The sequence below is a fragment of the Campylobacter iguaniorum genome (assembly GCF_000736415.1).
In the GTDB taxonomy this organism is placed as follows: domain Bacteria; phylum Campylobacterota; class Campylobacteria; order Campylobacterales; family Campylobacteraceae; genus Campylobacter; species Campylobacter iguaniorum.
The window spans coordinates 756,517-770,439 of the sequence record NZ_CP009043.1; the positions used below are offsets into that span (position 1 = coordinate 756,517).

16 protein-coding genes are annotated in these 13,923 nt (G+C 34.9%); 8 read left to right on the top strand and 8 right to left on the bottom strand.

The annotated features are described in order from the left end of the window. Nucleotides 1–5 precede the first annotated feature (5 nt). Nucleotides 6–524, bottom strand: coding sequence for a DMT family transporter (locus CIG1485E_RS09330; RefSeq protein WP_081867132.1), 519 nt, complete (start codon nucleotides 522–524; stop codon nucleotides 6–8). Further along, nucleotides 448–879, bottom strand: a complete 432-nt coding sequence (locus CIG1485E_RS09335; RefSeq protein WP_051870912.1) for an EamA family transporter — start codon at nucleotides 877–879, stop codon at nucleotides 448–450. Before CIG1485E_RS09335 ends, CIG1485E_RS09330 begins: the two co-directional genes overlap by 77 nt. 379 nt (nucleotides 880–1,258) lie before the next feature. Between CIG1485E_RS09335 and ffh the strand changes: the two genes are divergently transcribed. The 7 genes from ffh (at nucleotide 1,259) to CIG1485E_RS03755 (ending at nucleotide 5,218) form a co-directional block, all read left to right on the top strand. Further along, complete coding sequence (ffh, locus tag CIG1485E_RS03725; RefSeq protein ID WP_038453820.1) at nucleotides 1,259–2,605, top strand: signal recognition particle protein; 1,347 nt, start codon at nucleotides 1,259–1,261, stop codon at nucleotides 2,603–2,605. Nucleotides 2,606–2,675: 70 nt separating this feature from the next. Further along, on the top strand, nucleotides 2,676–2,903 hold the full coding sequence (gene rpsP, locus CIG1485E_RS03730) for a 30S ribosomal protein S16 (protein ID WP_038453822.1): 228 nt from the start codon (nucleotides 2,676–2,678) through the stop codon (nucleotides 2,901–2,903). Nucleotides 2,904–2,908: 5 nt separating this feature from the next. Continuing rightward, the gene (locus tag CIG1485E_RS03735) at nucleotides 2,909–3,154 is read left to right on the top strand and encodes a KH domain-containing protein (RefSeq protein ID WP_038453824.1); all 246 of its coding nucleotides are present in this window, start codon (nucleotides 2,909–2,911) and stop codon (nucleotides 3,152–3,154) included. Next, nucleotides 3,144–3,674 (top strand): ribosome maturation factor RimM, encoded by a 531-nt coding sequence (gene rimM, locus CIG1485E_RS03740; RefSeq protein ID WP_038453826.1) that lies wholly within the window; start codon nucleotides 3,144–3,146, stop codon nucleotides 3,672–3,674. Before CIG1485E_RS03735 ends, rimM begins: the two co-directional genes overlap by 11 nt. Nucleotides 3,675–3,678: 4 nt before the next feature. After that, nucleotides 3,679–4,401 (top strand): tRNA (guanosine(37)-N1)-methyltransferase TrmD, encoded by a 723-nt coding sequence (gene trmD, locus CIG1485E_RS03745; protein WP_038453829.1) that lies wholly within the window; start codon nucleotides 3,679–3,681, stop codon nucleotides 4,399–4,401. Beyond that, nucleotides 4,373–4,729, top strand: a complete 357-nt coding sequence (gene rplS, locus CIG1485E_RS03750) for a 50S ribosomal protein L19 (protein ID WP_038453831.1) — start codon at nucleotides 4,373–4,375, stop codon at nucleotides 4,727–4,729. The genes trmD and rplS overlap by 29 nt, the downstream gene beginning before the upstream one ends. A gap of 144 nt (nucleotides 4,730–4,873) precedes the next feature. Then, entirely contained in the window at nucleotides 4,874–5,218 is a 345-nt protein-coding gene (locus CIG1485E_RS03755) for a cupin domain-containing protein (RefSeq protein WP_038453833.1), read from the top strand. Here CIG1485E_RS03755 and CIG1485E_RS03760 read toward each other — a convergent pair. From CIG1485E_RS03760 to alaS, 4 genes are read right to left on the bottom strand one after another with little or no spacing between them, the layout of a single operon-like run. Then, complete coding sequence (locus tag CIG1485E_RS03760; protein WP_038453835.1) at nucleotides 5,215–7,152, bottom strand: transglycosylase domain-containing protein; 1,938 nt, start codon at nucleotides 7,150–7,152, stop codon at nucleotides 5,215–5,217. The two genes, CIG1485E_RS03755 and CIG1485E_RS03760, sit on opposite strands and share 4 nt — an antisense overlap. Further along, nucleotides 7,149–7,691, bottom strand: a complete 543-nt coding sequence (gene maf / locus CIG1485E_RS03765; RefSeq protein ID WP_038453837.1) for a septum formation inhibitor Maf — start codon at nucleotides 7,689–7,691, stop codon at nucleotides 7,149–7,151. The genes CIG1485E_RS03760 and maf overlap by 4 nt, the downstream gene beginning before the upstream one ends. Beyond that, nucleotides 7,691–8,182, bottom strand: a complete 492-nt coding sequence (locus CIG1485E_RS03770; protein WP_038453839.1) for a hypothetical protein — start codon at nucleotides 8,180–8,182, stop codon at nucleotides 7,691–7,693. The genes maf and CIG1485E_RS03770 overlap by 1 nt, the downstream gene beginning before the upstream one ends. After that, nucleotides 8,179–10,713, bottom strand: coding sequence for an alanine--tRNA ligase (gene alaS / locus CIG1485E_RS03775; protein ID WP_038453841.1), 2,535 nt, complete (start codon nucleotides 10,711–10,713; stop codon nucleotides 8,179–8,181). Before alaS ends, CIG1485E_RS03770 begins: the two co-directional genes overlap by 4 nt. 172 nt (nucleotides 10,714–10,885) lie before the next feature. Between alaS and hemH the strand changes: the two genes are divergently transcribed. Beyond that, a complete protein-coding gene (gene hemH, locus CIG1485E_RS03780) occupies nucleotides 10,886–11,821 on the top strand; it encodes a ferrochelatase (RefSeq protein WP_038453844.1) in 936 nt (311 codons plus the stop codon). Here hemH and CIG1485E_RS03785 read toward each other — a convergent pair. After that, nucleotides 11,813–13,636 (bottom strand): peptidoglycan D,D-transpeptidase FtsI family protein, encoded by a 1,824-nt coding sequence (locus tag CIG1485E_RS03785; protein WP_038453847.1) that lies wholly within the window; start codon nucleotides 13,634–13,636, stop codon nucleotides 11,813–11,815. The two genes, hemH and CIG1485E_RS03785, sit on opposite strands and share 9 nt — an antisense overlap. Beyond that, nucleotides 13,636–13,923, bottom strand: a complete 288-nt coding sequence (gene fliE / locus CIG1485E_RS03790; protein WP_038453850.1) for a flagellar hook-basal body complex protein FliE — start codon at nucleotides 13,921–13,923, stop codon at nucleotides 13,636–13,638. Before fliE ends, CIG1485E_RS03785 begins: the two co-directional genes overlap by 1 nt.

Genomic DNA, 13,923 nt, shown 5'->3' on the forward strand with positions numbered 1-13,923 from the left:
AATTTCTATTTTTTAAAACTATTATTTTTATAATAAAAATAAATCGATGATAAGATAATCATGGCTCCAATTATTTGATTAAAGATTATATTTTGATTAAGTATTATATAGCCTAAAAGTATGCTAACTATGGGTCTAGCTAGCGATGTAGTTGAGGCTAAAGTCGCATTAATATATTTTAAAGCGTATGTCATAAAGCCATGACCTAAAATTTGGGTAAAAATAGCTAGTGCGATTATGGCTAAGAAGCTATTTAAAGTATTTGGTAAAATATCCATATCGTATATAAAGGCAATTGGCAAAAGAATAATAGCTGTTATAATCGCATTGTAAAACACAATACTTCGACTACTCATATACTTTCTAAGCTCAAACATTGTCAATAAATATATAGAATAAAATATTGCAGAACATATCGCTAAAATTTCTCCGAGTAAATTGCTGCTTTTATAATCTGCTGAACCAAATAATAAAATAACGCCAATTATTGCTATAAAAATAAGCGATATTTTTTTGATAGTTATTTTTTTCTTTTAAAGACATAAATGATATAAGTAGAGTAAAAAATGGTGTTAAATTCATAAGCAGTGTAGCATTCGTAACAGATGTAAGCACAAAAGCCCAGTGGTTTGATAACAGATCCAAACAAAATATAATACTAGATAAAAATATTAAAAAGAAAAGTTTAAATTTGCTTACTGAATGTGTAATTTCAAATTTACCAAAAATAGGCAAAAAAAGTACGATTAAACTAGAAAGAAACATTCTTAACATCAATGTAACTGTTGGATTTACATCGCTTAATACGACAAAAATCGGCGCAGAAGCTATGCCAAATATGCTTATTATGAGTGCAAAATATGGTATAAATTTAGTCATTTATTTTTCTTACCTCTTTTTCAAATATTTATAAATTGCCAATTTATCTATTTAATTTTTTAATGTATTTTTAGATTTGAAAACAAAAAATTATACAATTTTACTTATGATTTCCTAAAAATATATTAAATAAGGCATTTTAATAGTTAGAATTCTTTTAAACTAAAGAAAATTTTGGTTTGCTACATTTAGCGATGGTGAAAGCTTTTTATTTCTATGTGTAAATTTTATAAATTTTTTGAAGTTCTTTTTTATTTTTTGTGCTTGCTTATGTCTTTGCTAATGAAAATATATGCGTAGCAGAGTGATGTTTAAAGAATTTCAAAGTAAACAAAAGCTATAATTAACACCTTTTAATAAAATTTGATAAAGGTAAAAAGTGTTTGAACTTATCGGCGAATCATTAAAATCAGCAGTAAATAAGCTTAAATTTGTAGATGATGAAAAAGCATTAAAAAATGCACTAGATACATTAAAAAAAGCACTTTTGAAAGCTGATGTACATCATAAAGTCACAAAAGAGCTAGTGGGCTTAGTCGAGACTGATATGAAAACAGGAGCCATAGGTCAAAAACAATTTTTAGATAGCATAAAAAACAACCTTACAAATATACTTCTTACACCAAATGACGGCGGAAAATCACAAGGATTTGTCTTTGCAAGTAATCCACCAACTGTCGTTTTGATGGCTGGACTTCAAGGTGGCGGTAAGACCACAACTACAGTAAAACTAGCAAATTATCTCAAAATCCGCAAGAAAAAAGTGCTTATAGCAGCTTGTGACTTGCAGCGTTTAGCAGCAGTTGAGCAATTACGCCAACTTTGCAGTGCAAATGAGATAGATCTGTTTTTTATAGATGGTGAAAACGATCCTATAAAAGTAGCAAAAGAGGCCCTAAAAAAGGCAAAAAGTGAGCTTTATGATGTTCTTTTAGTCGATACTGCTGGACGTCTTGCTATAGATGAAGCTTTGATGAGTCAAATTAAAGATATAAAATCAGCCTTAAACCCAGATGAAGTATTTTACGTAGCTGATGCAATGAGTGGTCAAGATGGAGTTAAAACAGCAGCTAGCTTCAACGAAGCTCTGAATATAACTGGCGTGATATTAAGTAAATTTGACGCAGACACTAAAGGTGGTGTAGCTCTTGGCATAGCAAAACAAGTCGGCGTTCCGCTTAGATTTATCGGTGTTGGTGAGAAGCCAGCGGATTTAGAGAGCTTTATCCCTGATAGGATTGTCGGACGTATTATGGGTGAGGGCGACCTTGCTACTTTAGCTGAAAAAACATCTACTATTATAGATGAAAAAGAGGCAAAAAGACTAAATAAAAAGATAAAAAAAGGCGAGTTTAATTTCAATGACTTTTTAGGGCAGCTTGAAAGTGTTAAAAAACTTGGTAGTATGAAAAGTCTTATTGGTATGATTCCTGGTCTTGGAAATATGGCAAATCAGATAAAAGATATCGATCTTGATAATAGCAAAGAGATAAAACACATAAAAGCTATGATTGATTCAATGACTTTAAAAGAGAGAGAAAATCCAGATCTACTAAATAACGCTAGAAAACGCAGAATCGCAGCTGGAGCAGGTCTTGGACAGATAGAAGTAAATAAATTTTTAAAGCAGTTTAGCAACGCTGCGAAACTAGCAAAGAAATTTTCAAATAAAGATAGCATGAAAGGCTTTGCATCAATGATGGCAAACGCTAATCGCCCTAGATAATTTAGGGCTTACTTATGGCTAAAATTTAGCTATAATTAAGCCTTAACAAAAAACTAATTAGGAGAAAATAATGGCAACAGTAGTTAGACTAACAAGAATGGGACGTAAAAAAAGTCCATTTTATCGTATAGTTGTTACAGATAGTAGAAAAAGACGTGACAGTGGCTGGATAGAAAGCATTGGTTATTATAACCCAATGGTAGAACCAGAAGTTGTAAAAGTAGATGCTGAGAAACTTGCATATTGGAAAAGCGTAGGCGCTAAACTTAGCGATAGAGTTGCTAGAATCACTAAATAATCAATATGGTAGAAAATTTTTTAAAAGAGTATGCAAAACTCATAGCAGATTGTCCAGATCTTATCCGTGTCGAAAGAGTAAATTTGGGCGAGAATTTTGACGAGATTATTGTATATGCTAGCAAATCAGATACCGGTAGGCTTATCGGAAAAGATGGCAAAATGATCAATGCTATAAAAACTGTAGTTATAGGCTATAAAGCAAAAGATCCAACATCTTATAGAATTACGGTAAAAGCTATTGAAGAGTGATTTAGTCGAGGTTTGTGTACTTGGAAAAACTGTTGGTCTAAAAGGAGCTTTGAGGCTCCACGACCGTAGCGATTTCCCAAATCAGTTTAAAAAAGATGCCAAATTTTATGATAAATTTGGCAATACCTTTACCATAAAAAGCTATGATAAAAATAGCAATTTAGTCATATTTGCTGGATTTGAAGATCTAAATTTAGCAAAACCACTTGTGAATTTAGTCCTTTATCGGACGCTTGAAGATACAAAGAAATTTTGCAAACTACAAAAAGATGAGTTCTTTTACTTTGATATCATTGGTTGTGCGGTCTATGAAGATGATCTAATGCTTGGTGTAGTAGATGATATTTTAGAGAGTGGGGCTGGATTTTTATTTTGCATAAATACATCCGATGAGCTTAAAAACAGTGGCTATAGCGATGTTTTTTATGTGCCATATCTTGATAATTTTACACTTAGCGTTGATGTTAAAACCAAGAAAATTCAGGTTAAAAATTCATTAGATATTCTAAAAAACTCTTAGATTTATGAAATTTAATTTTATAACACTATTTCCAAATTTAATCAAACCATATTTTAGTGATTCTATTTTGGGTAGGGCAGTAGATTCAAAGTTTATAGAGATCGATTTTATAAATCCAAGAGATTTCACAGCCGATAAACACTTAAAAGTCGATGAATATATGATAGGTGGTGGAGCAGGTTTGCTTATGCAAGCTCAGCCTATCATGGACGCCTTAAATTCGCTTGAAAAGACTCGCACAATCTACCTAACTCCAGTTGGTAAAAAATTTACGCAAAATGATGCCAAGAGACTATCTAAGATTGATAATATAACATTTATTTGTGGTAGATATGAGGGCATTGATGAGAGAGTTATCGAAAGTAGTGTAAATGAGGTTTTTTGCATAGGTGATTTTGTGCTGACTGGTGGAGAGCTTGGTGCGCTTTGTATGTGTGATGCGATTTCAAGGAATTTAAAAGGCGTTTTAGGGAACTCATCATCTTTGGATGTTGAGAGTTTTGAAGAAAATTTGCTTGAAGCCCCGAGCTTTACAAAGCCAAATGTTTATAACGGCATGAGTGTTGTTTCAGCTTTTTTAAAGGGTAATCATGCTAAAATCCACGTTTTGAAAAACAATATGGCGTTGTGTAAAACGAGGTTTTTTCGCCCTGATTTATATCAAAAACTAAAGTCGCCAAAAAACATAAGGAAAAAAGATGAGAAACAAATATATAGAGGCATTTGAAAATGCTCAAATTTCAAATAAGTCTGTGCCTGATTTTCGTGCTGGCGATACTTTAAGAATTGCTATCCGCATTAAAGAAGGTGATAAATCTAGAGTGCAAAACTTTGAGGGTGTTTGTATAGCTAGACGTGGAACTGGTGCTGGTGAAACATTTATCATCAGAAAAATCGGTGCAAATAGCGTTGGTGTTGAGAGAATATTCCCTATCTACAGCGAGAGCTTAGAGACTATCGAGGTTCTAAGAAGAGGACGCGTAAGAAGATCTAAACTATTCTATCTAAGAGATAGACGTGGTAAAGCTGCTAGAATTAAAGAGCTTAAAAAATAATTATACATTTTTGATACCGCTTTTGCGGTGTCAAATTCTCTCATTTTTAATCATTCAATAAATTTTTCAATACTTTTTCTTAATCAAAATCAATAAAATAAATTTATCCATCTGTTATAATAAACAAATTTTAAAAGGATAAATATGGAAAAAATAACATTTTCAAATACAACTTTTGATGGCGTAAAGCCAGCCAAGCTCTTAGAAACTAGCTTTAGTAAAGAAATCCGTATATCTATGCAAAAAGGTTCATTTATGGATAAACATAAAGCTCCTGGAGATATAATAGTTCATGTCTTATCTGGAGCCATTATTTTTGATGTAAGTGGTCATGAAACCCAGCTTAATGCGTTTGATATGATAAGCCTTGATGCAAATATAGAGCATTCTTTAAGAGCCTTAGAAGACTCTATTATAAGACTAAGTCTTTCAAAGATAGATAAAACAAGTAGGGTTTTTAGTGTAAATACAGGAGTAAAGGCTGATTAAAATATCAGCCCTTCGCTTTCTTGGGTTGTAACGCTATTTAACTTTTGGGTTGGAAGTGGTGAAATATCTGTATAAATGGCATCGCTTCCTTCGTATAGTTTATGATAAACGCCACTTGGTGCTTCAAATTTTCTTTTGGTATTTGGAAACTCTTTTACATAGCTTGTGATAAACTCTCTAAACACTGGAGCTGCGGTTCTTCCTCCGCCTTCAACCTTTCTCATTGGTAGGTTATTATCATTTCCGTACCAAATAATAGCTTGAACTTCTGGCGTGAAGCCACAAAACCATGCATCTACGTTATTATTTGTCGTTCCAGTCTTTCCTGCTATATCTATGCCGCTTATTTTTGCCCCGCGTCCAGTTCCAGCATCGACGACATTTTTAAGCATATCTATCATCAAATAAGCTTGCTCTGGTTTTAAAACTTCTATTTGCTCTGTTTGAAACTCGCTAACCATTCCAGTTTGGCTGGTTATGGTTTTGATTAGTTTAGATTTGCTTTGTTTGCCATTTCCTGCAAAGATAGAGTAATGCTCGCTGAAATCAAGCAGGCTTATACCAAAGCTACCAAGAGCTATTGAGAGATTTTGTGGGGCGTTTTTGAAGCCCAAATCAATTAGCTTTTGCCAAGCTACGTCTAGCCCTATTGAGTTTAGTAAATTTATGGTAGCAAGGTTTCTCGACTGTCTTAATGCCTCTTTTAAAGTTATGTATCCTTCAAAATTATCACCATAATTTTTTGGTTTCCAGTCTTTGTCTTCTTCGCTTTTATTTACACCCTCAAAAACTCTTGAGATGTCAGCGACCTTACTCATAGGAGAATATCCCATATCTAGGGCTATTTGGTAGATAAATGGCTTGAAACTTGATCCTGGTTGGCGTTCGCTTTGTGTGGCACGGTTGAAGTTGCTTTTTGCAAAATCCACACCTCCAACAAGAGCTAGTATCTCGCCATTTGTTGGATTTGTCACTATCATCGCACCATTTAGTTGAGTTTCATCTGCATTTTTATCTCTTTTTAGTATTTCTGAGTAGCCAAATTTAAGAGCGTTTCTAGCCATTTCTTGGACTTTTAAATCTGCATTTAATGTGATCTTGTATCCGCCAGTTTTGATATCTGGGAAGTATTTTATGGCTTCTTTGATTGTTTCATCTACAAGATATGGGGCTCTATTTTGGGTGAGCGTTTCATCGTAGACTATTGGAGTTTCTTTTATAGCCACGTCGTAGTAGTCTTGCGAGATCCAGCCAAGATTATAAAGCCTTGAAATGACGCTATTTGCTCTTGAGAGTGATAAGTCTATGTGTTTTGTTGGGTCATAGTTGCTAGGGGCTTTTGGAAGTCCTACGAGCATGGCTATCTCTTTTAGGCTTAGTTCGTTTAGTGGCTTTTTAAAGTATCCAAGAGAGGCAGTTTTGATACCATAATATCCATGTCCAAAATATACTTGATTTAAGTATCTTTCGATGATCTCTTCTTTGCTTAATTCTTCTTCTATTTTAAAGGCAAGTATGACCTCTTTTAGTTTTCTAGTAAATTTTTTATCTCTGCTTAGAACCATATTTTTGATAAGCTGTTGTGTTAGGGTGGACGCACCTTCTACCAAAGACATGGCTTTTATATCTTTGATTGCAGCTCTAAAAATAGCTTCTACATTTATGCCGCCATGCTCAAAAAAGCTCGTATCCTCTATGGCTACAAGAGCTTCTATTATCTGCGGTGGGATCTCTTCGTATTTGGCATATTGCCTGTTTTCTTCATCGAAAATATTGGCTACTAGTTCGCCATTTCTATCATAAATTTGGGTTGTGAGTTTTGGTTTGTAATCAACTATAGTCGATACATCTACTCTGATTTGTGAGTAAAAATATACAAGTCCAGCAAGTGCTCCTATGGCAATTATAGTAAAAAAACCAAAAATATGCTTCATAAAAATGCCTTTAAATTCTCAATGTCAAGTCCCATGGCTGTTGATGTGTTGCCATGGCTTTGCAAAATATATTGTTTGTTAAACCCCTCTATCATCATGGCTCCAGCCTTTCCTTGCCAAAGTCCGCTTTGCAAGTAATCCTCAAGCTCTTTTTCATCAAATTTAGCAAATCTATACGTAGCAACGCTAAGCATATCTATCTTAAATTTGGTCGAAATAAATTTCATCGCAGTGTATATGCTAGCCACAGAGCCACTTTGCAAATTTAAAATATTTCTAGCTTCATTTATATCTTTTGCTTTGCCAAGGATTTGACCCCCGGCTATAACGCTACTATCTGCGAATAAAACACGGTCAAATTCGCCTTTAAATTTGGCAAAAAACTGCTTTGATTTTTCATTTACGATATTCATAGCATACGATTTTGGTTCGCATTTTGGTAAATTTTCATCATATTGCATAGAAATTTGCCTGAATTCAACACCAAAATTTGATAAAATTTTGGCTCTTGTAGGAGAGCTAGAAGCTAAAATAATCATCAAAGCCCCCTAAAAGTAATACCAAGATATATGCTTAAAAATGATAACGCTATATTTAACGGAGTAAAATAATATATGATAAGAACTAAGTTTTCATGTGTTTCTAGTAGTTCATCGCTCAAAAATGCCTTTTTTGCAAGATCAAATTTATAAGTCATATAGCCTAAATTTAGGATTATAAATGCCATCAAAGCCCATTTTGTGGCTACTATGGCTTGAACCATTGGATCTGAAATCTTAAATTCATTTGTATTTATAAGGAAAATAGCACTCAAGCAAATCATAAACATGACGCAAATTTGTGCTATAAAAAACTTTTTACACTCTTTTAATATGAGTTCATATCTATGCGTGTTTTGGTCGATATCTTTAAAAAAATATCTAGCAAATATAACTATGCTAAGCTCTATTGCGATAAATAGTGCCGCACTGCTTATATGCACGAACGGCGCTATTTGATCTAGTCTTGCAAATGCTGTGTTTGAGTTCAAATTTTCTCGCTTATGAATTGTTTAGCAGCGTTTAGAGCAACTTCTAGCTTGCTAGCATCTTTGCCCCCAGCAGTAGCGAAGTCATCACGACCACCACCACCTCCGCCCACTATCGGTGCTATGGCTTTTACAAGCTCGCCTGCTTTTATATTTGTATTTTTGCTTCCAGCCCCAAGGCTTACTTTATCATCTTTTGTGCTAGCTAAAAATACAACCACTTTATCAAATTGGTTTTTCAAATCATCGATTTTGCTTTTTATATCACCATCAAATTTAGCCACAACCACCTTGATACCGTTTATCTCTTCTACTTCGACAGCTTTTGTGCTACTGGCATTTTTAAGCTCATTTTGTAAGCTTTTTATCTCATCTTTTAGCTTTTTGATAGCAGTTAGTGGCTCATTTGTTTTGAGATTTTCTTTGACTTCGTTTATCTCTTTTCTAAGCTCATTTGCAAATTTAACAGCGCTCGCTGAGCAAACTGCTTCAATGCGTCGCACTCCAGCACTTACGCCGCTTTCTTTTACGATAAAAAAGCTTCCGATTTCATTTAGGTTTTCTACGTGTGTGCCACCGCAAAGCTCTTTTGAGCAGCCAAGAGTAAGGACGCGAACTTTGTCGGCGTATTTTTCACCAAACAGTGCTATGGCGCCACTTTTTTTAGCTTCTTCGATGTCCATGATTTCAGTTTTTGCTACGGCTCCTTTTTGGATCGCTGCGTTGACAAACTCCTCTATTTTCTTAAGCTCATCAGAGGCTATAGGCTTTGGATGTGAGAAGTCAAATCTAAGTTTATCAGCCTCTACGCTACTTCCAGCTTGAGCTATATGAGTGCCTAGAATGCTTCTTAAAGCAGCGTGGAGCAAGTGAGTAGCTGAGTGGTGGCGACGTATTTCAAGCCTTTGTAAGCTTACTTTGCAGCTTACTTTCTCTCCTACTTTAATAGGATTTTTAGCTATGATTTGGCTTAAATTTAGCCCAAAATATTTTTTAGTGTCTACGACTTCATTACCATTTATTTCACCCATGTCGCCACATTGCCCGCCACTTTGTCCGTAAAATGGTGTGCTATCAAGCATTACAAAACCACTTTTGGCATCTTTTAGACTATCAACTCTTTTAAACTCTGAGTCAAGAAGCGCTAAAACGGTGCTAGTGCTTTCTAAATTATCATAGCCTATAAATTTATTTTCGCCAAATTCTTCAAGGAGTGATTTGAAATCTCCGCTCTCTTTTGCAGCGTCTCCGCTACCTTTCCAGCTGGCTTTTGCTCTTGCTCTTTGCTCGCTCATAAGCTCATCAAATTTAGCCTCATCTACGCTAAGATTTTTCTCTCTTAGCATATCAGCTGTTAGGTCTAGTGGGAAGCCGTAAGTGTCATAAAGCTTGAACGCAACCTCTCCGCTAAATATCTCTTTTGTCTTAGCTAGCTCTTCATTAAATAGCTCAAGTCCAGCAGCAATAGTGGCTAAAAATCTCTCTTCTTCTATTTTTATAAGCTCTTTGACATAATCTTTTTTGTCGTTTAGATATGAGTAGTGTCCGCCCATAAGCTCTACGACTTCATCCACTAATTTATACATAAATGGCTCTTTTATGCCAAGCAAATACCCGTGACGAACAGCACGCCTTAGTATGCGGCGAAGCACGTATCCGCGACCTTCTTTGTCGAAATTCACGCCTTGGGCAAGTAAAAATGTAACAGAACGAATATGATCGCTTATAACTCTATAGCTTGCTCCAGTTTCGTATTTGTAAGGTTTTTTGCATAGATTTGCTACTTCGTCGATGAGTGGCATAAAAATAGAGCTATCGTAGTTGCTAAATTTACCTTCTTTTATAGCTGTAACTCTCTCAAGCCCCATACCTGTGTCGATTGATGGCTTTGGCAAGCGTGTCATAGTGCCATCGCTAGCTCTTTCGTATTGCATAAATACAAGGTTCCAAATTTCCAAAAATCTATCGCCATCGCCACCCATATAATCCTCAGGACCATTGAAATGCTCGCTTCCTTGATCGTAAAAAATCTCACTGCAAGGTCCACAAGGTCCAGTATCGCCCATCGCCCAAAAGTTGTCATGATCTCCAAAACGGTAAATTCTATCTTTTGCGATGTGTTTTTGCCAAAGCTCATAAGCTTCATCGTCTTTTTCGTGGACTGTGACGTAGAGTTTTTCTACAGGTAGCTTCAAAACGCCAGTTACAAACTCCCAAGCGTAGCTTATGGCTTCTTTTTTGAAGTATTCGCCAAAGCTAAAGTTACCAAGCATCTCAAAAAATGTATGGTGACGAGCTGTGTAGCCGACATTATCAAGGTCGTTGTGTTTGCCTCCAGCCCTAATGCAAGTTTGACAACTAGTGCGAATAGGAGGAGTAGGGCGAGGAACATCGCCTGTAAATATACTTTTAAATGGAACCATTCCAGCATTTGTAAAAAGTAGTGATGCATCATCAGGAACAAGTGGCGAAGATGGCATAATCTCATGGCCTTTGCTCTTAAAAAAATCTAAATATTCTTTTCTAATATCCATATGAATTTCCTAAATTTATAAAATAAAGCCAATTTTAGCACAAATTAGTTAAAAAAATAGTGAATTTAAAGATATATCTAAATTTGTTCTGCAAAGAAATATTTTTGTGATTTAGTAATTTGTTTATTGTTAAAAAAATATATGTAAAATAAAAATAAAAAGGTTAAATTTAATGGATAAAAAAGTAGTATTGCTCCTAAATATGGGTGGGGCTGACAATCTAAGCCAAGTTGAAGTTTTCTTAAAAAATATGTTTAATGACCCATATATTTTAGGTATAAAAAACAAAACTTTGAGATCATTTGTAGCGTGGATGATAACCAAAATGAGAGTAAAAAGCGCTACTAAAAACTATGTAGCACTTGGTGGAAAATCACCAATTGGAGATCTTACTAGATCGCTTGTGGAAAAGCTAAACAAAACTTATGGCAACGAAAATTTGATATTTGATTATGTTATGAACTACACTCCGCCATTTGCAAATGAGGTATTTTCTAAGTATAGAGACGCTAAAGAAATAGTCTTATTCCCACTTTATCCACATCATTCTAGTACGACTATAGTATCAAGCCTAGATAGTGCAAATGCTGCTATAAAGAAGCTTGGACTAAAAGCTGCTATAAAAACTGTAGAGTATTTTTATGAAAATCAAAGCTACAATGATATAATCGTAGAAAATATTAAAAATAAAGTCAGTGGGCTTGATTCTAGCAAGATAGACCTTGTATTTTCATCTCATTCCTTGCCTAAAAAAATTATCGAAAAAGGTGATTTGTACGAGAAGCATACAAATGCTCACGTTGAAATTTTGGCAAATAGCCTAAAAAATGCTGGTGTTAAATTTAATTCAATCAGCTTGGCTTATCAATCACGTCTTGGGCCTGTGGAGTGGCTTGGACCAAATTTAAGCGAAGTTTTGCCAAAACTAGATAGCAAAAGGGCTTTAATCTATCCGATTAGCTTTTGCATTGATAATTCTGAGACTGATTTTGAGCTTGATATCGAGTATAGACACGTGGCAAATGAGAATAAATTTGAGTACTATGAAGTGGTAAAAGCACCAAACGATAGTGATAAATTTGCTAAATTTATAATTAGTTTAATCTAATATAACTCTTTCATCTTCTTGTTTATTTTGAACTGCTTTTGGTTTGGTTGGAGCTGGGATTAGATAGCCATTTTCTATGAGAAGCTCCACCGTGTTTTTAAAGACAGGCAAAGCACTCCAAGATGCGAAATAATATGGATAAGGCTTCATAGGCTCTCTAACCAAAACGCCTATTGTGTAGTTATTGCCTTTTGGGTCGCTAGCAAAACCAAAAAAGCTTGCGTTGTAAAGTTTGTCGCTATATCCGCCACTTGTTGCTATATGAGCTGTTCCTGTTTTGCCACCTATACTAAGACCATCGATTTTTGTTTTTCTAGCTGTTCCCTTGTCGCTTTCTACGACTTTTATAAGGATTCTTTTCATAGTTTTGGCTGTTTCTATAGGCAAAACTACTCTTTTTTCTTGCTCTTTTATACTGTAAGCTTTCCCGTATTTTTCCAAATGGCTTGCGATTTGTGGGGTTATCATGACTCCGTTATTGTTTATGGCGTTATACGCAGTTAGTAGCTGCATGAATGTGACTTGCAATCCGTATCCATAGCTCAAAGTTGCTTTATAAGTCTTGTTCCTAAGCTCGCTCATATAAGGTATAAGTCCAACTTGCTCATAGCTTAGATCAATGCCAGTTTTTTTAGAAAAACCAAAGTCCAAAAGTCCGTTGTAAAGGTCTGTTTCGTTTAGCCTATCAACGATTTGTATCATACCTATGTTTGATGATTCTACTATGACATCTTCTGCACTTAAAAAGTCGTTTTTATGGCTATCTGTGATGATTCTTTTGCCAAGTTTATACTTGCCGCCGTAAATATTTATGATTTCTAGTGGATTGACTTTATTTTCTTTTAGAAGTAGTGAAAATATAAATGGCTTCATAACAGAGCCTACCTCATAAGCATACTCGCTTGCGGTTGAATTTAGTGCTTGATAGTCTCTTCTTGTGATATTTGATGGATTATATCTTGAAGTAGAAACTAGCGATAAAATCTTGCCAGTTTTACTATCCATTATGCCTATGACAACCTCTTTTGCTATGAGATCTTGCATTCTTTCGTTTGCCATTTTTTCTAGGATTTTTTGTAGTTTTAGTGGAGTGTTTAAAACGACATTATATCCGTCTATCCTTTTAGAAAGGTCAGCGTCGCCTGAAAGAATAATAGTATTTGAAAGATCTCTTGGGCCTTTTATAATGGCATCTTGAGTAGAAGAGAGTAGATTATCATAGACTTGTTCTATACCTTTTACACCCTCGACTTTTGTGATGCCGTCTTTTTCTATCTTTTTGATGTATCCTATGGTAGGCGTGAGCGTATCTTCAGCCATATATATGCGTTTTTCGCCACTTTCTACTATACTCATACCTTGAGTTGTGACTATGCCAGTTTTTGGATCTTCATATGGGACAAAAACTTTTTTTCTATATAGTTTTCTAGCTAGCTCTTTAAGATACGCTGCACCTTTGGCATCGATTTCATAAGATAGCGTTACTATGCCTTTTTTATTTAGGATTTTTCTGATTTTTTTGGGATCGTCACCACTGTAAAGTGTGTATAATCTGATAAATAGCTCTTTTTTGTTTGGATCTATATTTCTAGTATCGACCATAGCTTTATAGAGTTTTTGGCTATTTGCTATGCTAAAACCATCTTTTGTGATGATAGATCCTCTTAAAGCACTGTCAAAATCGCTACTTTGGAGCTTTGGTAAGTGTCTGTCTAAAAACACTCTATAAAAAATTACAGACAAAAATAGAATAACTCCAAGGATTATAAAGCCATATATGACATAAACCTTGTCTTGGCTGTGGCGTTCATTCATTAGAGTTGAGTTCTTGAGATTTCTTTATATGCGCTTATGGCTTTATTTCTGATTTCTAGCATTAGTTTCATGCTTGTTTCTGCTTTGCCTATAGCGATGGCTGCTTGGTGCAAGTCTGTAACCTCGCCAGTGGCTAGGTCGGCTACTGCTTTATCGGCTTTTACTTGAGTGTCGTTTAAGTCGCTTAAGGCTTTATTCAACATATCAGAAAAACCACTTCCGCTTTGTTCTTGGCTTTTTTTAGTTTGTTCAGTTTGATTTAAATTTGATATTTCTGAGATATTCAT